Source organism: Bacillus pretiosus, assembly GCF_051294775.1.
Classification (GTDB): Bacteria; Bacillota; Bacilli; order Bacillales; family Bacillaceae_G; genus Bacillus_A; species Bacillus_A wiedmannii.
Map to the genome: position 1 here is coordinate 1,269,942 of NZ_JBPPHF010000002.1, position 22,706 is coordinate 1,292,647.

The 22,706-nt window shown below is 37.1% G+C and carries 18 protein-coding genes; 15 read left to right on the forward strand and 3 right to left on the reverse strand.

All coding sequences use genetic code 11. From position 1 onward, the window contains the following. The first annotated feature begins 73 nt into the window (after nt 1-73). Nucleotides 74-814, forward strand: coding sequence for a 3-oxoacyl-ACP reductase FabG (gene fabG / locus ACSG5Z_RS14820; RefSeq protein ID WP_000395032.1), 741 nt, complete (start codon nt 74-76; stop codon nt 812-814). A 51-nt stretch (nt 815-865) separates the two neighbouring features. Here the strand turns inward: fabG and dhaS are convergent, their stop codons facing one another. Further along, nucleotides 866-2,350: an aldehyde dehydrogenase DhaS gene (dhaS, locus tag ACSG5Z_RS14825; RefSeq protein ID WP_046954598.1), complete on the reverse strand. Its 1,485-nt coding sequence runs from the start codon at nt 2,348-2,350 to the stop codon at nt 866-868. Nucleotides 2,351-2,622: 272 nt separating this feature from the next. Here dhaS and ACSG5Z_RS14830 point away from each other — a divergent pair, with 272 nt between their 5' ends. The 6 genes from ACSG5Z_RS14830 (at nt 2,623) to ACSG5Z_RS14855 (ending at nt 9,133) form a co-directional block, all read left to right on the forward strand. Continuing rightward, nucleotides 2,623-2,901, forward strand: coding sequence for a YhdT family protein (locus tag ACSG5Z_RS14830; protein ID WP_000800722.1), 279 nt, complete (start codon nt 2,623-2,625; stop codon nt 2,899-2,901). A gap of 3 nt (nt 2,902-2,904) precedes the next feature. Further along, nucleotides 2,905-4,344 carry a sodium/pantothenate symporter gene (gene panF, locus ACSG5Z_RS14835; protein WP_001104842.1) on the forward strand — a complete coding sequence of 480 codons (1,440 nt, stop codon included), beginning with the start codon at nt 2,905-2,907 and terminating at the stop codon, nt 4,342-4,344. A 104-nt stretch (nt 4,345-4,448) separates the two neighbouring features. Further along, nucleotides 4,449-5,396, forward strand: coding sequence for a nucleoside hydrolase (locus ACSG5Z_RS14840; protein WP_137035772.1), 948 nt, complete (start codon nt 4,449-4,451; stop codon nt 5,394-5,396). Between the two features lie 117 nt (nt 5,397-5,513). Continuing rightward, on the forward strand, nt 5,514-6,623 hold the full coding sequence (locus ACSG5Z_RS14845) for a serine hydrolase (protein WP_087982182.1): 1,110 nt from the start codon (nt 5,514-5,516) through the stop codon (nt 6,621-6,623). A gap of 101 nt (nt 6,624-6,724) precedes the next feature. Continuing rightward, nucleotides 6,725-8,233 (forward strand): argininosuccinate lyase, encoded by a 1,509-nt coding sequence (gene argH / locus ACSG5Z_RS14850; RefSeq protein WP_435711650.1) that lies wholly within the window; start codon nt 6,725-6,727, stop codon nt 8,231-8,233. Between the two features lie 66 nt (nt 8,234-8,299). Continuing rightward, the gene (locus ACSG5Z_RS14855; protein WP_435711651.1) at nt 8,300-9,133 is read left to right on the forward strand and encodes a GNAT family N-acetyltransferase; all 834 of its coding nucleotides are present in this window, start codon (nt 8,300-8,302) and stop codon (nt 9,131-9,133) included. A gap of 35 nt (nt 9,134-9,168) precedes the next feature. Here the strand turns inward: ACSG5Z_RS14855 and ACSG5Z_RS14860 are convergent, their stop codons facing one another. After that, nucleotides 9,169-9,918, reverse strand: coding sequence for a (S)-benzoin forming benzil reductase (locus ACSG5Z_RS14860; RefSeq protein ID WP_088064154.1), 750 nt, complete (start codon nt 9,916-9,918; stop codon nt 9,169-9,171). Between the two features lie 116 nt (nt 9,919-10,034). Between ACSG5Z_RS14860 and ACSG5Z_RS14865 the strand changes: the two genes are divergently transcribed. Continuing rightward, nucleotides 10,035-17,507, forward strand: a complete 7,473-nt coding sequence (locus ACSG5Z_RS14865; protein WP_435711652.1) for a CLIPPER-2 domain-containing protein — start codon at nt 10,035-10,037, stop codon at nt 17,505-17,507. A gap of 45 nt (nt 17,508-17,552) precedes the next feature. Here the strand turns inward: ACSG5Z_RS14865 and ACSG5Z_RS14870 are convergent, their stop codons facing one another. Further along, nucleotides 17,553-18,110, reverse strand: a complete 558-nt coding sequence (locus tag ACSG5Z_RS14870; RefSeq protein WP_000898179.1) for a CatB-related O-acetyltransferase — start codon at nt 18,108-18,110, stop codon at nt 17,553-17,555. A 140-nt stretch (nt 18,111-18,250) separates the two neighbouring features. Between ACSG5Z_RS14870 and ACSG5Z_RS14875 the strand changes: the two genes are divergently transcribed. The 7 genes from ACSG5Z_RS14875 to ACSG5Z_RS14905 all read left to right on the forward strand — a co-directional run bounded on the left by ACSG5Z_RS14875 (nt 18,251) and on the right by ACSG5Z_RS14905 (nt 22,641). Next, nucleotides 18,251-18,592 (forward strand): ASCH domain-containing protein, encoded by a 342-nt coding sequence (locus tag ACSG5Z_RS14875; protein WP_098858326.1) that lies wholly within the window; start codon nt 18,251-18,253, stop codon nt 18,590-18,592. Then, nucleotides 18,589-18,984, forward strand: coding sequence for an NUDIX hydrolase (locus ACSG5Z_RS14880; protein ID WP_088064151.1), 396 nt, complete (start codon nt 18,589-18,591; stop codon nt 18,982-18,984). The genes ACSG5Z_RS14875 and ACSG5Z_RS14880 overlap by 4 nt, the downstream gene beginning before the upstream one ends. An 86-nt stretch (nt 18,985-19,070) precedes the next feature. Then, the gene (locus ACSG5Z_RS14885; RefSeq protein WP_000070936.1) at nt 19,071-19,691 is read left to right on the forward strand and encodes an acetate uptake transporter; all 621 of its coding nucleotides are present in this window, start codon (nt 19,071-19,073) and stop codon (nt 19,689-19,691) included. 139 nt (nt 19,692-19,830) lie between these two features. Then, nucleotides 19,831-20,274 (forward strand): flavodoxin, encoded by a 444-nt coding sequence (locus tag ACSG5Z_RS14890; protein WP_001062763.1) that lies wholly within the window; start codon nt 19,831-19,833, stop codon nt 20,272-20,274. 16 nt (nt 20,275-20,290) lie between these two features. After that, nucleotides 20,291-21,190 (forward strand): WD40/YVTN/BNR-like repeat-containing protein, encoded by a 900-nt coding sequence (locus tag ACSG5Z_RS14895; protein ID WP_435711653.1) that lies wholly within the window; start codon nt 20,291-20,293, stop codon nt 21,188-21,190. A 216-nt stretch (nt 21,191-21,406) separates the two neighbouring features. Then, nucleotides 21,407-21,607 (forward strand): cold shock-like protein CspB, encoded by a 201-nt coding sequence (cspB, locus tag ACSG5Z_RS14900; RefSeq protein WP_001179147.1) that lies wholly within the window; start codon nt 21,407-21,409, stop codon nt 21,605-21,607. A 188-nt stretch (nt 21,608-21,795) separates the two neighbouring features. Continuing rightward, complete coding sequence (locus ACSG5Z_RS14905; protein WP_000426513.1) at nt 21,796-22,641, forward strand: exonuclease; 846 nt, start codon at nt 21,796-21,798, stop codon at nt 22,639-22,641. The last annotated feature ends 65 nt before the right edge of the window (nt 22,642-22,706 follow it).

Consider the following 22,706-nt stretch of genomic DNA (forward strand, 5'->3'; position numbering starts at 1 on the left):
TTTTTATACAAAGAGGAATTGGGAAGCAAAGAGCCGAAATATACAGTATAAGTAATAGAAATGGGGGATAGGGATGGAGTTTTTAAATGGGAAAACAGCTGTAGTAACAGGAGCTGCACAGGGAATTGGAAAAGAGATTGCAAGGGTTTATGCAAAACTAGGGGCTAAAGTATTAATTAGCGATGTAAATGAAGAGAAGCTACAAAAAACGACACGTGAGTTATCAGATGAAGGATATGAAGTGAAGCAGTATCGTTGTGATGTGAGTAATCAAAATGATGCGAAGTCCTTAATTGAATACGCTGTCCAAACATTTGGTACACTGCACATTTTAGTAAATAATGCAGGAATTACGCGAGATGCTATGTTACATAAAATGGAGAAACCGGAATGGGAACAAGTACTGCAAGTAAATTTAACAGGTGTTTTTTATTGTATGCAGCCAGCACTTCTTTACATGAGACAACAAGGGTATGGACGCATTATTAACATATCTTCAATTAGTAGAGAAGGAAACATAGGTCAAGCGAATTATGCGGCTACGAAGGCAGGCGTTGTAGGTTTAACGAAAACGGCAGCGAAAGAAGTTGGAAGTTTCGGCATTACGTGTAACGCGATTTGCCCAGGATTTATGGATACAGATATGACAAAAACGATACCAGATAAAGTGAAAGAAAAGATGGTTGGCGCGATTCCGGTTGGTAGAATTGGAACGCCAGAAGATATTGCGAACGCAGCGGCCTTTTTAGCATCAGAGTACGCATCCTATATTACAGGAGAAGTATTAAATGTGAGCGGGGGATTGCAAGTTTAAATGAATACATAATGAAAAGAACCTGACCGGATAGGTCAGGTTCTTTTTTCGTTAATTTAAGTTGAGCCAAACACTCTTCACTTCTGTATAGTTATTTAATGCGTAAGATCCCATTTCACGACCAAGACCAGATTGTTTAAATCCTCCGAATGGAGATGCTGCATCAAAGACGTTATAACAGTTTACCCATACTGTACCAGCACGTACTTTACTTGCAACATAATGTGCTGTTTTAACGTTTTCTGTCCACACACCAGCCGCTAAGCCGAATTGTGATTTATTTGCACGTTCAATTACTTCATCAATATCGTTAAAAGGTATTGCAGAAATAACTGGACCGAAAATTTCTTCTTTTGCGATCGTCATTTCGTCATTTACGTCAGCGAATACTGTAGGAGAAACGAAGTAGCCTTGATCGAATGGATTGCCTCCTCCGCAAAGTACTTCAGCGCCTTCTTCAATCCCTTTTTCAATGTAGCCCATTACACGTTTTTGTTGTTCTTCGGAAACGAGAGGACCGATTGTTGTTTCAGGGTTAAGACCGACACCTTGATTTAGTTTTTTAGAATAGAGGACGAGATCAGCCATGACATTATCATACATTTTCTTCGGAACAAATAAACGTGATCCAGCAGAGCATACTTGTCCTTGGTTAAACATAACACCAGAAAGTGCACCAGGAATCGCGCGAGATAAATCAGCATCTGGCAAGATGATATTTGGTGATTTACCGCCTAACTCAAGTGTAACGCGTTTTAATGATTCAGATGCTTGTCGCATAATTTGTTTACCGACTGGAGTAGAACCAGTAAATGCAATTTTATCAACGAGTGGATGATTAACGAGAGCTTGTCCAGCTGATTCACCGAATCCAGGAACGATATTAATAACACCTTTCGGGAATCCAGCTTCTTCAATTAATTCAGCTAAGTATAGAGCGGATAGTGGAGTTTGCTCTGCAGGTTTTAAAACGATTGTACATCCTGTAGCAAGCGCTGCTCCCATTTTCCACATTGCCATAAGAAGTGGGAAGTTCCAAGGAATAATTTGACCGACGACACCAACAGCCTCATGGCGTGTATAGTTAAAGTAATTACCAGAAACAGGAATTGTTTGACCAACGATTTTCGTAGCCCAGCCAGCATAATAGCGCATATGTTCAATTGCAAGTGGTATGTCTGCTGCCATTGTTTCACGGATTGGCTTTCCGTTATCTAATGTTTCGAGCTGTGCAAGCTCTTCTTTATGTTCTTCCATTAAATCAGCTAACTTGTACATAAGACGGCTTCGCTCAGCAGTGCTCATGCGAGACCAAGGACCTTCGTCGAAAGCCATGCGAGCTGCAACGACAGCTTTATGAATATCTTCTCGACCAGCCTCAGAAACGACGGCAAGTGTTTCGCCGGTTGCTGGGTTAGGTGTTTTAAATGTTTTTCCGGAAGCGCTTTCAATGAAAGATCCATTCACATATAACTTTTTTGTACCTTGAAGAAACTTTTCTACCTTTTCATGAAGATTTACAGCTAGTTGACTCATTGTATAACCCCCTTGAAAATATAATGTAAACGCAGTACGAGACGGCGTTTATTCCGAAATCAAGGATGTGGGAACTAGATGGAAAGCCTCTAATTTTAATCATAATTAACAAATGCTGAAAATTCAAATTTCATTTGTGTTACAATTGTAAAAAATATGTAATGTAAGAGAAACTTCTATATGATTATAAAAAATCCTGCTTGTTTTTGCTTTCTAGTAGGAAAAACTAGAAGAACAATGGTACAATAATACATCGTGAGAGGAGGGAGAAAATGAAGAATTATCATGATGATCCACGCTTTCGAATTGCCCATAGAGAAGCGTTAATTGGTCTTGGACTTGCTATTATCAATTTTATAATATGGTACGGATTTGCTTATGGGCTTGGTAGTAAAAATCCAAGTGAATATACATATGTATTCGGTTTTCCAGCATGGTTTTTTTATAGCTGTATCGTTGGATTTATCGTTATGGTTATTTTACTTAGTTTAGTTGTTCGTTTTGTATTTCAAGATATTTCACTCGATGAGGAAGAAAAAAGTGAGGAATAATAGATGAATTGGTATGTAATCATTCCAATGATAATTTCGTTTATCGTTGTATTTTTAATTGGTGTATATGCTTCAAGACGCGTACAAGCGACTGCTAATAATAAATTTTTACAAGAATATTTTCTTGGTGGGCGTGAACTTGGCGGTTTATTATTAGCGATGACAATGATTGCTACGTACGGTAGTGCTAGTAGCTTTATTGGTGGTCCAGGTATTGCGTACAATATGGGCCTCGGATGGGTATTATTATCTGCGATTCAAGTTGTAACAGGGTATATCGTTTTAACGGTTATCGGTAAAAAGTTTGCAATTATCGCTAGGAAGATGGAAGCCATTACTCTTATCGATTATTTAAAGGGAAGATACAATAATAAAGCAGTTGTTATACTTTCTGCGTTATGTATTATTATCTTCTTATTTTCAGCAACAGTAGCTCAATGGGTCGGTGGTGGCCGATTAATTGAATCACTAACGGGTCTATCTTATACAACAGCACTATTTTTATTTACTTTTTCTGTACTTGTGTACGTATTAATTGGTGGATTTCGTGCAGTTGCTTTATCAGATACGTTATTAGGAATCATTATGTTAGTTGGAACGACAATCATTTTAATTGCTACTGTCATTGCTGGTGGTGGAATTGAAAAGATTATGCAGGAGCTTATTCAAATCAATCCAAATTTAATTACACCATTCGGAGCGGATGGTAGTTTAACGAAATCATATGTGACATCATTTTGGATTTTAATTGGAATTGGTGTTGTTGGGTTACCGCAAATTAGCGTGCGTGCCATGTCTTATAAAAATTCAAAAGCTATGCACCAAGCGTTAATAATTGGAACGGTTGTTGTAGGTACAATTATGATTGGTATGCATTTAACAGGTGTATTTGCGCGAGTCGTACTTCCGGGTATAACGGTACCGGATAAAGTCATGCCGCTACTCGCGATGGAAGTGTTGCCACCTTGGCTAGCTGGAGTTTTCTTAGCTGCGCCAATGGCAGCAATTATGTCTACAGTAAACTCGTTATTGTTACTTGTAAGTTCATCAATTATTAAAGACATATACGTAAATTACATAAATAAAGATGCAGCAGACAGTACGATTAGAAAAGGAAGTTTGTGGATTACTGGTATCGTAGGGCTGCTCGTTTATGCAGCAGCAATTAAACCACCAGATTTTTTAATATGGTTAAATTTATTTTCTTTCGGTGGGTTAGAAGCAGCATTCATTTGGCCAATCGTATTAGGGTTATATTGGAGAAAAGGAAATGCAACAGGAGCGCTTGCCTCTATTTTAGTTGGGGTAGGCTCATATATGTGTATTCATCTTTTCTATCCAAATCCGTTCGGTATACATACAGTTGTCTTCCCAATTTGTTTTGCGTTTATAGCTTATATCATTGGAAGTATGAGTGCTGTGAAGAAAAACAGTATAGGTTAGAGGAAGAACGTAGTCCTTATAGAGGACTACGTTTTTTTGTGTGAATTTATTCTTTTTTATTCTGTATATGTAAGGTTATTCATAAATTAATAACAATTGAGGGGATGGAGTTGAGGTCGATGAAAAAAGTATTATTTTTGGGAGACCCAGGAATTGATGACTCTTTAGCAATTATGTATGGATTGTTGCATCCTGATATTGATATTGTCGGCGTAGTAACGGGATATGGAAATGTAACGCAAGAAAAGGCGACGAGTAATGCAGCATATTTATTACAATTAGCAGGAAGGGAAGATATACCGGTTATTAATGGTGCGAAGATTCCTTTATCTGGAGATATTACAACATACTATCCGGAAATTCACGGGGCAGAAGGTTTAGGACCAATTCGTCCTCCGAAAAATCTTTCTCCGAATATAAAGCCTTTTTGTGAGTTTTTTGATATTCTTGAAAAATATAAAGGAGAATTAATCATTGTCGATGCTGGCAGGTCAACGACACTTGCGACAGCGTTTATTTTGCAAAAGCCGATGATGAAGTATGTGAAAGAATATTATATAATGGGTGGTTCTTTCTTAATGCCTGGAAATGTTACACCAGTTGCAGAGGCGAATTTTCATGGTGATCCGATTGCGTCACAATTAGTTATGCAAAACGCCAAGAATGTGACATTAGTGCCACTTAACGTTACATCTGAAGCAATTATTACGCCAGAGATGGTGAATTACATTACGAAACATTCTAAAACGAATTTTAATAAATTAATTGAACCGATTTTTACGTATTATTATAAAGCTTATAGAAAGCTAAATCCGAAAATAAAAGGAAGTCCAGTGCATGACGTTGTCACAATGATGGTTGCGGCGAATCCGTCTATTTTGGACTATGTATACCGCCGTGTCGATGTAGATACAGTAGGGATTGCAAAAGGAGAAAGTATTGCTGATTTTCGTCCACAACCTGATGCAAAATCCTTAAAGAATTGGGTGCGAATTGGTTGGTCATTACATTATAAAAAATTTCTCGAAGACTTCGTGAAAATTATGACGTAGACATAATAGGAGAATACAAGTTAAAATAATGGAGATGATTACTAAAATAATCATCTCCATTATTTTGTTTGAAAGAGATAGATAGAGAAGAGTTATACAATAGGAGAGGAATTTTACTTGAAAAAAACTATAGTATGCGCAGTGATTGTGGGTATTTTCGTTTTGCTAATATCGGGTAATTTTTTAGTGAAAAAAGTGTGGAGTTCAAATAATGATGATGCACAGTATATCGCATCCTTTATTGAAGAACATAAAGATGAAAAAAATAGTGCGCTTCTCGTGAAGAGAAATGATAAAGTTGTTTATTCTGTAAATCCAAATGTTGTATTGCCAGTTGCTAGTACGATGAAGTTAATTGTGGCGCTTGAATATACGAAACAAGTTACGGAAGGGAAAATTGATCCGTCTAGTTTCGTTTCCATTAATGATATAAATCGTTATTATGTGCCGAATACAGATGGCGGTGCACAAGATAGATGGCAAAGGTATTTGCAAAAGACAGACAAGATAACAGAAGGGGCAGTTTCTTTAGAAGAAGTGGCAAAAGGAATGGTTAAGTTTAGTTCGAATGCGAATGCTGAATATTTGATGGAAGTGTTAGGATTAGATAATATTAATCGTAATTTACAAAGTTTATCGCTTCCAGCACATCAGCCGCTATTTCCGATTGTTTCATCTTTATACATCCCTGGATATTTGCATAAAGAATTACATGTTCCGAAATATAAAATAGAGAAAAAGTTAAAAGAGATGTCTCAAGAGCAATATCGTGAATATGCGATGATTATACATGAACGCTTAAAGAAGAAGGGACCATTATTACAGAAGGAAATTCCTCTTTATTTAGAGGAACGTTACGATAAAATTTGGTCAGATCGATTACCAGCAGCTTCTGCAAACGATTATATGGTACTGCTTCAAAAGGCAAATCATAAAGGTGGCCTAACAGAGGCCGAAGAAAAAGTGTGGGCGAATATCGTTGAAACAGATATGAGTGCTAAAAAATATCGTAAAACATTTAGACATGCAGGGCAAAAAAATGGCTATACGCCATGGACAGTTACAAAAGCAGTTTATGCGATGGATAAACGCGGGAATTGTACAGAAATAGTGTTTTTAGCAAATAATTTAAATGAGGACGACAGTGCAGAAATACGGAAACATTTAGCGAACTTACATTTCCAAGTGCTGCAAAGTGATAAGTATGATGCGACTTTTATTAAGTAAACTCGGTGCAGAGAGCATCGAGTTTATTTTTATATACAAGCACTTTTTTACTCTCTCTGGGTATGATGGGTAGTAATACTTAGGTGAGAGGGGAAAAGGTGATGAAACAAAGTAAAGAAGAGTTTATAAAGAGTGAAGGCGCTGATTTCCCTGGAAAAACATATGTAGATTGCGTATTACAACATGTATTTCATTTTCAGCGAAATTACTTATTGAAAGATATGTTTCAAGTGCATAAAGCGCATATCACGATGCTGACTGAAGAAAATTTAATGAAAAAGGAAGAAGCTAAAGTTATACTACACGCATTAAAAAAGGTAGAGGGAATTCCAGAAGAGCAATTGCTCTATACAGAGCGGCATGAAGATCTCTTTTTTTTAGTGGAACATTTAATTTCTCAAGAAGCGAAATGCGATTTTGTAAGTAATATGCATATTGGTAGAAGTAGAAATGATATGGGTGTAACGATGTATCGCATGAGTTTAAGACGATATGTATTACGATTAATGGAACATCATTTATTATTGCAAGAAAGTATATTACAACTTGCCGATGATCATAAGGAAACGATTATGCCAGCTTATACACATACACAACCAGCACAGCCCACAACATTTGGTCATTATACGTTAGCGATTTATGATACGATGCAAAGAGATTTAGAACGAATGAAACGAACGTACAAACTTTTAAACCAATCTCCAATGGGAGCTGCCGCTCTTTCTACAACAAGTTTCCCAATTAAACGAGAGCGAGTTGCCAATTTACTTGGGTTTACAAATGTAATTGAGAACTCATATGATGCTGTTGCTGGAGCGGATTATTTATTAGAAGTTAGCTCGTTACTTATGGTAATTATGACGAATACGAGTAGATGGATCCATGATTTCTTACTATTAGCGACGAAAGAATATGATGGTATTACTGTCGCAAAGCCATATGTACAAATAAGTAGCATTATGCCGCAAAAGCGAAATCCAGTTTCCATTGAACACGCCCGTGCGATTACGAGTAGTGCTTTAGGAGAAGCATTTACAGTATTTCAAATGATTCATAATACTCCATTTGGTGATATTGTCGATACGGAAGATGACCTGCAGCCGTATTTATATAAAGGGATTGAAAAGACCATTCGTGTTTTTTGTATTATGAATGCAGTTATTCGAACGATGAAAGTAGAAGAAGAAACGTTGAAGAGTCGTTCTTATAAACATGCAATTACGATAACTGATTTCGCAGATGTTTTAACAAAAAACTATAGCATTCCATTTCGGCATGCGCATCATGCAGCGAGTGTTATTGCGAAAATGTCATTGGAGCAGCAAAAGGAGCTGCATGAATTACATTTAAAAGATGTAAATATATACTTACAAGAAAAATTTAAAATACATTTATTGGAAAAAGAGTGGGAAGAAATTGTATCGCCAGAAGCATTTATTCAAAAAAGAAATGTATATGGTGGACCGAGTAAAAAGGAAATGGAGCGTATGATTAAAAATCGAAAAGAGTCATTTCAAAAAGAAGAAGAGGTATTTGAAAAAGAAAAACAGAGAATTTTACAAGCTGAAACTGATTTGAATATGTTAACTTCGCATAGTATTGAATCGTAAAAGAGGGATTTAATGGATTAATCGCCAATACTTAATGAAACTATAAATAGAGAGAAGAGATTGTCGATGATTCAATTACATGTATATGAAGAGATTCTTACTTTTAAAAAAGAGATTACGCCATTTTTAGAAAAGAATGAGCAGGAAAATAATCTCATATTAGGTGTATTACAAATGGTCCAACAACCGATATTTATGGGGGTAGCAAAACAAGAGGAAGAAATTGCAGTTGTATTTCTTCAAACAGAAGAAAAGAAACAAATCATTGTTGCTACGTCTGAAATGTCGGAAGAGGACATCGTGGAACTTGCAAAAAAATTAACGAAAGTATATCCAAATGTTCCTAGGTTGATTGGTAATAAGAAAACTGTACAGAGATTAGCGGAAGAGATTGCAGTGTTAGAAAATAAGAAAACTACTGTTGCAATGGAGCAAGGTATATATGAATTAAAACAAGTGAAGAAAAAGTGGAACGGAGATGGAGTATTTCGAGAAGTAAGTAGTGATGAGCTAACATTAATAGAACAGTGGATATATCAATTTTGCGAAGATGTGAATTTGCCTACTACGAAAGAAGAAGCGACCCAAACCGCTCATACATTAATTACTAACCGTCGTCTATTTGGTTTAGAAGTAGATGGGAAGCTTGTATCTGTAGCTGCAAAAACGAGACCGACTACAAACAATATAACAGTTAATTTCGTATATACGCCGAAAGAAGAACGGAAAAAAGGATACGCATCTAGTTGTGTCGGTGCACTTAGTCAACGTATGTTAGATGAAGGGTATAAGACGACTACGTTATATACTGATCTAGCGAATCCTACGTCTAATAAAATTTATCAAGAAATTGGTTATGAACAAATTGCGGAGTCTGTACTTATATTTTTAGAGAAATAAAATGAAAAGGCACGCTATTAGAGCGTGCCTTTTTGTTATTCATCAATTCGAATGACTTCACCTTGCGGGAAATTCTCAGTTTCTAGTAAGTTACGAATTGCTTTCGCAACGTATTCAGGTGACAATAGTTTTCCTTCTTCTTTTAGTGCGATGAAGCGGTCTAAATTTATGAAATCTTCTTTATTTGTTTCACGAATTTGTGCTTGCATACTTGTGTCAACAACACCAGGTGCAAAAGAGACGATTTTTACTGGATATTCTTTTTCTGCTTCTTCGGTTGCTACGCACTGTGTAAACATATTTACACCAGCTTTCGTCGTGCAATAAGCGCCCCATCCGAAATAAGGATTTTTCCCTGCACCAGATGAAATGTTTATAACACGTTTATCTACTTTCCAGTCTTTCGTATGTTTCATGAAAGTGGAGGTAAGGATCATCGGTGCAAGTAAATTAATTTGAACATTCGTAATGAGTAGTTCGCTTTCAGCTTTTTCTATTGGTCTCATTGGTGCGAGTGTACCAGCGTTATTAATTAAATGAATAGATGATACAGTGTCTTCTTGAATGGATGAAATGATTTCGTTAAAGTTCGTTTCTAAATTATGTACATCTTGAAGATCTAAGGAGTGGAAAACACAATTGCTGTTATATTGCTGTGCAAGTTTCGTAAGCTCTTTATTTTCTCTTCTAGAAATAGAGATGATACTCGTGTTTTCTTCTAACAATTGTGCGGCAATTGCCTCACCTAAACCTTGTGAAGTTCCTGTTACAATAACATAGCGCATAGTGTAGTAAGCTCCTCTCGTATGTGCGGAATTTTGTTGGACAAAGTACATTGCATAGTTTGTCTACATTTTATAGTATAGAGCACTTTTTACTATAATTGAAATGAGATGATTGTGTGCCTTTTATAAATCGTTTTACAACAACAGTACCTGGTGCCGTCACTTTTACGGGGAATACGTTAGGGCTTAGCCCTACATCGCCTGCACCAGGTAATATTTTTGGTACACTTGCTGTGTTTACGACAGTAAATACAGCGCTACAAGTACCAGGATTCCCGGTAGGGACAACAGATGAATGGCAATTGAATTCTTCAAGTGCAATTTTAAACCTTCCAGCGGGAAGTAGTGTGTTATATGCAGAATTAGTTTGGGCTGGTACTTTCCGGACTGATACGGAAGATGTTTTACCGTTTTTAAATGATAATATTACATTTACAACACCGGCTGGGACTTTTTCTGTTACGCCAGATCCTGCTACTGCGCAGCAAGGTTCAGTAGGGAATCAGTTTTATTATGCGCGCTCTGCCAATGTAACGAATCTTGTTAGTGCAGGCGGGGCAGGAACTTATACTACAGGTGCAGTGCCAGCTGCAAGAACTTCATCTGATCCAACTATTAGTCGTTCGGCTGGTTGGACACTTGAGGTTGTGTATCAAAATGCTAGTTTGCCACTTCGGAATTTATCAGTTTATGCAGGTCAAGAAATTATCGATGCTTCATCACCACCAGTGGATGCTACTATTTCAGGATTTGCTACTCCAGCCACAGGAGCTGTAACAGGACGGGTGCTCGTAACTGCTCAAGAAGGTGATTCTAACATTGTTGGAGATCAACTTCGTTTTGGACCGAATGCAAATACTACAGTTGCATTATCCGGCCCGAGAAACCCCGCAAATAATTTTTTTCAGTCACAAATTTGTAACGATATTGGAGAGTTAGATACAACTGGAACGTTTGGAGATTTGAATCAGCCTTTAGGGATAGCTTTAGCCGTCCGAAGACAAGGGTGGGATATTACAAATGTAAATGCCTCTGCATCATTAGTAAATAATCAAACGTCAGCAACGGTTCGATTCGTTACTAATGGAGATGGATATGCTGCAGCTGGTTTTGGGGTTCAAATTGATGCAACGGGGCCAATTATTAATCCTGTTAAATCGGTCAATAGAACAGTTGCAGGAGTTGGAGATATTCTTACCTACACAATTACAGTTCCTAATACAGGTACGGGAAGTGCAGAAAATGTTATATTACAAGATAGTATTCCGAACGGAACGACGTTTGTTACAGGTAGTGTAACGGTAGGTGGAGTAACACAGCCGAATGCGAACCCTGCTAATGGAATTAATTTAGGCACAATCCCAACTAACGCGCAAAGAGTTGTTACATTTCAAGTGCGAATAACATCGTTTCCGAACCCAAATCCTATTCCGAATCGCGCAATGGTGTCATATCAATTCCGTCCTTTCGTCGGTAGTCCACCAATTACAAGTATGTCTTCTTCAAATTCAGTACAAACGACAGTGAATCAAGCAACTATAAGTATGCAAAAATCTGTAGATTTACAGACAGCAACCCTTAATGATGTGTTAACCTACACAGTTAATGTGACGAATAATGGAAATATCACTGCAAATAATGTTGTTTTTGTTGATAGTATCCCTGGTGGCACAACATTTGTTCCAAATAGTGTTACGGTAAATGGGGTAGCACGTCCAGGAGCAAATCCAGCAAGTAGTATTAATCTAGGAAGTATTAATGCTTCGCAAACGACTGTAGTGCGCTTTCAAGTTCGAGTAACATCTAATCCGCTTGTCAATCCAATTCCGAACCGTGCGAGTGCAACATTTAACTTTACTCCAGTACCTGGTCAACAACCAGTTTCAGGGCAAGCGACAAGTAATACTGTAGTTACTACTATTAATATAGCTGATATAAGAACGAGAAAAACAGTAGATAGAGCTTTTGCGACAGTGAATGACGTTCTTACGTACACTGTTACAATTGAAAATATAGGAAATGTACTTGCGACGAATGTTATTTTTCAAGATCCAATCCCAATTGGAACGACTTTTATAGCAAATAGTGTAACTGTAGATGGGGTTTCACAACCAGGAGCAAATCCTTCGACTGGGTTTGCGGTAGCAAATATTTCTCCAGGTGGAAGTAGGACAGTGCGTTTTCAAGTCCGAGTGACATCTACGCCATCCGGAGGCACGATTGCGAATCGAGGAAATGTATCTGCTAATTTCGTCGTTATTCCGAATCAACCACCAGTGACGATTAATAGACAAACGAATACAGTTGTGACGCAAGTTAATACAGGCGGTTTAAATGTAATAAAAGAAGTGAATACGACACAAGCGGCAGTAGGGGACACTTTAACGTACACGATTGCCGTTCAAAATACAGGAAATGTTCCGTTAACAAACGTGTTTTTCCAAGACACTATTTCTTCAGCGGTTTCTTTCGTTGCAAATTCTGTAACAATTAATGCAGTACCACAAAGTGGATTAAATCCGAATACAGGATTTTCTCTTCCTAATATTCCTGCGGCTCAAACAGTTATAGTCACATTTGACGTATTAATTGTACAGGATCCAGAAAATGAAGATATTTTAAATCAAGCAAATGTAACAGCGAGTTTTCAAGTGAATCCGAGTGAACCGCCAGTAACAATCAATGTTCCGAGTAACATTGTGAATACAACAGTACAATCAGGGAACTTTGAAGTTTTGAAAACAGTGAATACGGATGTTGCAACGGTAGGGGATGTTTTAGTATATACAATTGAAATTATAAATGCAGGTAGTGTAACAGCTACAAATGTGTTTTTTCAAGATTCAATTCCACAAGGGACATTATTTATTGAAAATAGTGTAGTTGTTAATGGTGTTTTACAAGAAGGGGCAGATCCAGAACTTGGATTCTTATTAAATAATTTGCCTACTGGCGCGAGTATAATTGTTACGTTTGAAGTATTAATTGATGAAATTCCTCAAGGAAATAATGTTGTAAATAATGCGAATGTAACTGGAGATTTCCTTGTAAATCCAACAGAGCCACCAATTACTGTAACGGTGCCAAGTAATACTGTTAATACAGTGGTGAATTCTTCAGGGCTAAATGTAATAAAAAGTGTAAGTGCTACTGAAGCAGGTGTAGGAGATACGCTAACGTATACAATTCGTATACAAAATAGTGGAACAGTAGCAGCGACAAATGTATCATTCGTTGATCCAATTCCATCTGGAACAACGTTTGTAGCAAATAGTGTAACGATAAATGGAACGCCTCAACCAGGTTTAAGCCCAACATTTGGATTTCCACTTGCTAACATTCCGGTAGGAGGTATGGTAACAGTTACTTTTCAAGTGACGATTACGAGTGTACCACCAAATAGAGTTCTTCCGAATAATGCGAATGTAACTGCTGATTTCCAAGTAAGTCCTCTCCAGCCACCAGTTACAATTGTAACGATTAGTAACATTGTTGTGACCCGAGTGAATGTAGGATCACTTAATGTAATGAAGAGTGTAAATACACCACAAGCAGGAGTAGGAGATACGTTAACGTATACGATTCTTATTCAAAATACAGGAACTGTTCCTGCAACGAATATTATTTTTCAAGATCCAATTCCGTCTGGTACTGCGTTTGTAGCAAATAGTGTGACGATAAATGGAGTTGTTCAGCAAGGCGCGAATCCTATGGTAGGTTTCCCAGTACCAAATATTCCGGTCGGGCAAACATCTACGATTACGTTTCAAGTTACAGTGACGAGTGTTCCGAGCGGTGGAAATATAAGAAACCAATCGAACGTTACTGCAAGTTTTCTTATAAATCCAGCAAACCCTCCAATAACGACTGTTACGAATAGTAATTTCGTTGTGACGCAAGTAAACACTGCTCGATTAAATATACAAAAATCTTCATCTGTACAACAAGCTGCACTTGGAGAGACTTACACGTATTCTGTTGTCATTCGAAATAACGGCACAGTAACAGCAACGAATGCTTCCTTTATTGATCCAATTGCTCCAGAAACAACATTTGTAGCAAATAGTGTAACGATAAATGGAACGCCTCAACCTGGATTTGTTCCAAATATAGGTTTTCCGCTTCCTAATATCGCAGCTGGAACATCATTGACTGTAACGTTCCAAGTAACAGTAGTTGCGCCATCCACGCGCGGAGCCGTATTAAACACGGCATCTGCTACAGCCACTTTTTTATTAAATCCTTTACAGCCTCCTGTAACAACGACAAATTCAAGTAATACGACAGTAGTTACGATACCGTTACCTCCTCCTGGTGAAGTAACAGCAACAAAAACAGTTGATGTTGCTGCTGGAGCGGTTGGGGATGTATTAACGTATACTGTGCTAATTTCAAACGTAGGAATTATACCAGTTACAGATGTGTTCTTTCAAGATGTCATACCAGAAGGAACGATATTTGTAGCAAATAGTGTAACGATAGGTGGGGCGCAGCAACTTGGCTTAAATCCAGAAACAGGATTTCCAGTTAGTCCGTTATTAAATGCAGGTGCAAATATTGCTGTGACGTTCCAAGTGACGATTACGGAGATTCCAGATAATGAAGTCATATTAAATGATGCAGATGTTACATTTACTTCACAACCAAATCCGCAGGAACCACCAATTACGGAAACGATATTAACGAATCTAGTCGTTACGACAATTAATATAGCGTCTATATTTCCATTAAAACTAGTCGATAAAGAGGTAGCGACGGTTGGAGAAATATTAACGTATGATGTATTAATTTTTAATTTCGGTACAGTGGCAGCAACGAATGTTAAATTTATAGATACAACTTCCGCCGGTGTAGCATTTGTACCGGGAAGTGTGAGCATAAATGGGGTGCCGGCACCAGGATTAGATCCTTTCATTGGTTTTACAGTTCCAGATATCCCTGTAGATGATTTTGTACTTGTCACATATCAGGAAGTGGTTACGAGCATACCTGAGGGGGGAACGATTGTTAACTTTGTAGACGTTACAGCTACATTTGCTGTAAGTGAAACAGAGCCGCCTATTACAGAAACAATGACAAGTAATACGACATTAACAGAAATTAATGAACCTGGTTTAAATGTTTTAAAATCAGTAAGCCAGCCGGTTGTTGCAGTAGGTGATACAATCACATATACAACAATAGTTCAAAATACAGGTACAGTGGTAGCGACAAATGTTCAATATAGTGATGTATTACCGTCCTCGATCACATTTATACCAGATAGTGTAACGATAGATGGTGTGCTACAACCTGGATTCAATCCTAATAATGGATTCCCGCTTCCAGATATAAGCCCAGGTGAAAGTGTAGAAGTTACGTTCCAAGTAACAGTTGTCAGTGTTCCATCAAACGGAACAATTGCTAATACTGCAAATATTACGGGAAGCTTTATATTAGTACCAGGAGAACCACCAGTTGTAGTAAACCAACCGAGCAATACAACACTTACAACTGTAAATAGAGGACGATTTAATGTTATTAAACAAGTAAATAGGGCTGCTACTCTCGTTGGAGATGTATTAACGTATACAGTTCAAATAACGAATACAGGAACAGTAACAGCTAATGAGGTTCAGTTTATTGATACGATTTCAGCAGGAGCGTCATTTGTACCAAGTAGTGTAACTATAAATGGAGCCCCGCAACCAAACTTAAATCCGATTACTGGCTTTGGAGTTGGAGATATACCAGTTGGAGAAACAGTTATCGTGACGTTTCAAGCGACAGTTACAAACATCCCGTCATCAGGAACCATTACGAACGTTGCAAATATAACAGGAAGCTTTACTTTAGTACCAGGAGAGCTGCCGGTTGTAGTAAATGAACCGAGTAATACGACAATAACAAGAGTAAATAGAGGACGATTTAATGTTATAAAAACCGTAAATAAGCAAGCAACACGATTAGGGGATACGTTAACTTATAGTGTGCAAGTTACAAATACGGGAACGGTATTAGCGACGAATGTTCAGTTTATTGATGTTCCATCACCTAGTTTAGAATTCGTTCCAGGAAGTGTACAAATAAATGGGATTCCGCAAGTAGGTTTAGATCCTTTTGTAGGCTTTCCATTACCTGATCTTGCAGTAGGGGACAGTATATTAATTACATTTGAAGTAAATGTAATCGCAATTCCGCCTTCTAGTAGCATTATGAATACAGCGAGAGTAACTGGTGATTTCGAATTGATTCCAGGAGAACCACCGTTTACAATTACGAACTCAAGTAATACGACAGTCACACCAGTAAATCGAGGTAGTTTAGATATGCTGAAAGAAGTAGATAATTCGGTTGTTGGAGTGGGAGAAACGGTAACGTATACTGTTCGTATATTAAATACTGGTACGGCTGATGCGATGAATGTTCAATTTATAGACGTGTTATCTCAGGAAGCTGAGTTTGTGCCAAATAGTGTAACGATAAATGGAGTTCCGCAACCAGGGGTAAATCCACAGGCTGGATTTACGATACCAGACATCCCAGTCGGTGAGACGGCACTTGTAACATATGAAGCTACAATTACAAGTTTTCCAGATGGTGGTACAGTAGTAAACATTGCTGGGGCGTTAGCAGAGTATATTTTAGTACCAGGAGAGCCACCGGTTACAGTAATGGACACGAGTAATACAGTTATTGTAACGGTAAATACTGCAATTTTATTTGTTGCAAAAGGAGCAAACTTTGAAGTAGCGATGGTAGGAGATGTTGTCACTTACGGAATTGCTGTTATAAATGATAGTACAGTTCCTGTGACGAATATTGTTTTAACAGATATCATTGATTCGAATACGTTATTTATAAATGGCACGGTAACGGTCAATGATGTACCTTTTCCATTTGCCAACCCGAATACTGGTATTCCGTTAGGTGATTTTCAGCCAAACGATGCAGCTATTATTAATTTCCAAGTTGTAATAACAGGAGGGCAAATAAATAACTTAGTTACAAATACAGCGACAGCGAGTGGGCTTGCAATTGTGAATCCTAATGAACCTCCTGTAGTAGTTGAAGGCGATAGTAACACAGTTGTTATCCCGTTTATTCCTCAAAATGTTTCAACGACTGTTGTAAAAGTGGCAGACCATCAAACAGCAACAATAGGAGATGTTATTACGTTTACGACAGTTATTACAAATACGGGAGATACAGCGATACAAAATATTCGTTTTCAAGATATGTTAGATAGTAGTGTTCAATTTGTCCTTAGAAGTGTAACGGTTGATAATACGCCAGTGCCAAATGTAAACCCAATATCAGGATTTCTTATAGGAAGTTTAAATCCAGGTGAAGCACGCACAGTCTCGTTCCAAGTAGTAGTTCAGAGCGCGCCAAGTGGTTCAGGAAATTATATAAATCAAGCGAGTATTCGCTTCGAACATCAAGTAGGTACAGTGTTACCGCCTGTTACACAAATAATAGAAAGCAATATTGTGGTCATACCGTTCGTCCCAACGATCGAACAAATTTGTGAAACAAACTTTAATTGCTTAGATAAAATTCCATTTCAATGTTCTCCGTGTAATCATTTGCACGAACATAAAAAATAAAAAAAAAGAGCATCCTGAAAGAATAGGATGCTCTTTTTGTATTAATCACATAGATTCATTTTCGGGTGAGGTAAAAAACTCGTTGATTTTGTTGGAAAGTAGAAATGGAATGGCTCCTTTTATAACAGAAATATCCCAATCCCACCATGCGAGATTTTCTAGCTTGTCAATCGTTTCTTGTGGGAAACGATATCGAACAAATTTTGCAGGATTACCAGCTACAATTGCATATGGAGGTACGTCTTTTGTAACAACACTCTTTGCCCCAATAATGGCTCCGTTACCAATTGTAACACCAGATAAAATGCAGGATTGATAACCAATCCATACATCGTTGCCGACTACGATGTCACCTTTTGAAGAAGGATGACCAGTAATATGTGCTCCTTCATTAAAAAATGCATTAAATGGGTATGTCGTTATCCAGTCTGCGCGATGTTCACCGCCAAGTATAAAAACGACTTCTTCTCCTAATGAACAAAACTTACCTATTTTTAATTTTGTTTCATCATTCCAAGAAAAAATGGTTGGACCTACTTTACTATAAGTATAATCACCAATATCATATTTATTATATTCAGGTTTTTGATTTAAAAATAACATAACAAATTTAGCATCCTCTCTAAAGCAAGTAATGGATATGGAACATTATATGCAACTTGGAATAAGTCGAACTGTGTTGTATGAATTGGTAATGCACAAAAATAGTAGTAGGCGTAATGCATAAAAAAGGAGTGGAATGAATGATATACGAAATGGGATTATATAATAAACCTTTTCAATCAATTCAATTAGGAAAAAAAGTATATGAAGTACGTTTATACGATGCAAAACGTCAACTTATAAAACAAGGCGATCATATTGTATTTACGAACCTTACGACAGAGGAAACGATGACTGCCAAAGTAACGGAAATAAAACGATACGAAAGCTTTAAAGCGATGTACGAACAAATTGATAAAAAATTATTGGATTGTGAAAATGATAGTTTAGAGGAAATGCTAGAAAGTACATACAAAATATATACGAAAGAACAAGAAGAAAAGTGGGGAACAGTTGCGATTCGTATTGAGGTAATAAAATGATAAGAAATCGCGGCGCGGCTATCATTGTGCAGGAAGGGAAAATCGTACTTATAAAACGTATCCGAGAAGGAGAAATATATTATGTTTTTCCGGGAGGAGGAATTGAAGAAGGAGAAACACCTGAAGAGGCAACGAAGCGAGAGGCTTATGAAGAGTTAGGGGTACATATAAAAGTGGAGCATCTCATTGCAAAGGTGGAGTATAAGGGAACGGAGTATTATTTTAATGCCCATATTGTAGGTGGAGTTTTCGGAAGTGGTAAAGCTGAAGAATTCGAAATGAAAGATAGAGGGAGTTATATTCCATTATGGTTGCCGATACACGAGTTGGAGAAAGTGAATATAAAACCGTATGAAGTGGTCGGAAGTATATGTAATCATTATAAAAAGTAAGGTCTGACAACATACAAAAAAAACCATTGACATAGCCTTCTGATTTAAGTATTGTATTCGAGTATGTTTATAATCAGGAGGTTTATATGAGCAATCAAACAACTACACATCATGTGAAAATGACAACAGCAGATCCATCTGGAATTGGTCTATTTGGATTAGCGATGGTAACACTTGTAGCATCATCTCAAAAGTTAGGCTTAACAGATGGCGTTTCACTTGTATTACCGTGGGCAATCTTTTTAGGAGGATTTGCACAAATCTTTGCGTGCATTCACGATGCAAAGCATAACAATACGTTCGGTACAACAGCATTCGGTGCATACGGCCTATTTTGGTTAGGTGTTGGAATGACTTGGTTAATTCAACTTGGAGTATTTGGCGAAAAATTAGCACAAGCTGCAGATTCAAAACAGCTGGGTGTAGCCTTTATTGGATATTTGATTTTCACAATCTTTATGACAATTGGTGCAATGGAAACACATAAAGTATTATTTATGATTTTCGTCCTTATTGATTTCTTATTTATTGGTCTTTCATTAAGTACTTTAGGTGTTATGCCACATGCAATGCATAATTTAGCAGCGTATTCTGAACTATGTATTTCATTATTATCTTTCTATGGTTCAGCAGCAGCAGTGTTAAATACACACTTCGGTAAAGTTGTATTACCAGTTGGAAAGCCGTTTGGTATTTTTAAAAAGTAATAAAAAAGCACAGGTGATTGTATAGTCATCTGTGCTTTTTTATATGGAATAAATAAAAATGAAAAATACAATTGAAATTGATTCTCATTATTAATATAATGAGAATGAGAATCATTTATTGTAAGAGGGGGATGCCGAAGTGGCAAAAATTTTAATAGCTTATGCAAGTATGTCAGGAAATACAGAGAGTATTGCTGATTTAATAAAAGTTAGTTTAGATGCTTTTGATCATGAAGTAGTATTGCAAGAAATGGAAGGCATGGATGCTGAAGAATTATTAGCCTATGATGGAATCATTTTAGGATCTTATACGTGGGGCGATGGTGAATTACCGTTTGAGGCGGAAGATTTCCATGAGGACTTAGAAAATATAGATTTATCAGGAAAGAAAGTAGCGGTATTCGGATCAGGTGATACGGCGTATGAACTATTTTGTGAAGCGGTAACGATATTTGAAGAAAGACTTGTAGAACGCGGTGCAGAGCTTGTACAAGAAGGATTGAAAATCGAACTAGCTCCAGAAGATGAAGAGGATGTTGAAAAATGCAGTAATTTTGCAATTGCATTTGCTGAGAAGTTCTAAGAATGGGAGTGTCAACGTGGAGACAATGTTAAGTGCGACCGCTATTACAAAGTTAAGAGATGGAAAACTTATGTTAGCTACTACATATAATGGCTTATTTATTGAACGAGACGGAGAATGGAAACAAATATTAAAAGGTTTTCAAAAACGAATTAGGGATTTACATAGCGAAGATAATGTAGTGTATGGTGTAGGTGACGAAGGGATTTTTATTCGTAGTATGAATGGTGGAGAGAACTGGACGGTTCAGCGTTTTCCAACAAAAGCAACGAGTTGGAATGTGTGTAGTAATGTACAAGGAACAGTCATTGCTCATGGAGATAAAACGTTGTATCGTTCTAATGATTTTGGTTCGACATGGGAAACCATTCATCCATTTCTTGAATATGGTGGCGGGGCACCATCTATTCGATCGTTATTTTTATATAAACATTACTTATTTATCGGTACGAAAATACATGCTAAATATGGTGGGGTTTGGCTCTTTAATTTGGAGACACGTAAATTAAAGAGGATTAAAATCGTGATGAATCAGATGATCTCAGCGTTGACTGTACACAATTCTTATATAGTAGCAGCGAGTGGATCGTGCAAGGGGATTAGCGGGAATATTTCTTTTTGTAAAATAGATGAAAGTATTGAGAGTGAAAAAACATATTGGCACACATGTCAAAGTGAGCAGAAAGCAAGTAGCTATTTAGCCTTGAGTGTAGATCAACATGTGCTATATACAACGTCAACGCAAAATAAGGCGGGGATTAGTACGGTTTGTCGTGTACTTTTAGAAGAAGGACTTGTTACAATATGTGACTCAGTTAAAGGGCATGGCTGGCGCATCGTTAACCAAAAAGAGGGTTATGTTGTAGCTGGATCAGGTGAATCAAAAGCGATGCAGTGGAAGAAAAAAATTATATAGCAAAAAAAACTTTACTTTTATTATATTGATATGATATAGTTACTTTAAACCATTTTACTTTTAATAATATAGAGATTTAAATGAGCTGTAACTTCCGAGGAGGATAGCAATGTTAAATCTCCTCTGGGGTTGCAGTTTTTTAATGTTTGAAGTATTATTGTAAAGTGGTTGAAAATGAATATGTACATATAGGTACATTGTAGGAGGATTTTTTAAATGCAAAACGGTAAAGTAAAATGGTTTAACGCAGAAAAAGGTTTCGGTTTCATCGAGGTTGAAGGCGGAGAAGACGTATTCGTTCATTTCTCAGCTATCCAAGGCGACGGCTTCAAATCTTTAGAAGAAGGTCAAGAAGTTACTTTCGAAGTAGAACAAGGTAACCGTGGACCTCAAGCTACAAACGTTAACAAGAAGTAATTACGGAAAAAAGAAGGGCTTGCCCTTCTTTTTTTTGCATTTTTATTGAATAACCTCCTATGTACATATAATAATGAGATTAAATTTTCGTTTATTAGACGAAGTATTTCATGCATAAAGTGTATGAATAAATAAATACTGAAAATAGAGTATGTGTGTGAAAAGGAATTTAGAAAGAGGTAAATAAATTGGAAAACGCTACACATTTTATTGTGTTCGATATAGAGAGAAATTTCAGGCCGTATAAATCAGAAGATCCGTCAGAGATAGTTGATATCGGAGCTGTAAAAATAGAAGCAAGTACAATGAAGGTAATTGGAGAATTTTCGGAGTTAGTAAAGCCGAGTGCACGACTCACTCGTCATACGACAAAATTAACGGGAATTACAAAGGAAGATTTAATTGGTGTGGAGAAATTTCCGCAAATTATAGAGAAATTTATTCAATTTATCGGAGAAGACTCTGTATTTGTTTCATGGGGAAGAGAAGATTATCGTTTTTTATCTCATGATTGTACGTTACACGGTGTAGAATGCCCATGTATGGAAAAAGAGAGCAAATTTGATTTGCAGAAGTTTGTTTTCCAAGCCTATGAAGAGTTATTTGAGCATACACCAAGTTTACAATTTGCAGTAGAACAGCTCGGTTTAACGTGGGAAGGGAAGCAGCACCGAGCTTTAGCGGATGCTGAGAATACAGCGAATATACTTCTTAAAGTATATAGCGAGAGAGACATTCATAAACGGTACAAAAGACATGGTGAGCTTGAACTTGTAGAGAACGGAAAACTAACAGAAAAAGCGAAAAAAAAGATGCGGAAATGGGTATTTAAAGAAATGAGAAAAAATACAGAGCGTCCTTTCGTTTGGAGTGCATTTGAAAATAGTGACACGTGGGAAAGTATAACGGAAAGATATTATATAAGTGAAGCTACAATAGCACTTCTGAAAAAGCATTTTCCTACGGCGGTGAGAAAAGCGGAAAGGCAGATTAGGTATTTGGCTGAGATGGAGGAGAATGTAGAGGTTAAATGACATTCTCCTCTATTTCTAGCTACATAAATTTAACGTCATTGTACTGATGGATGAATAAAGTATTC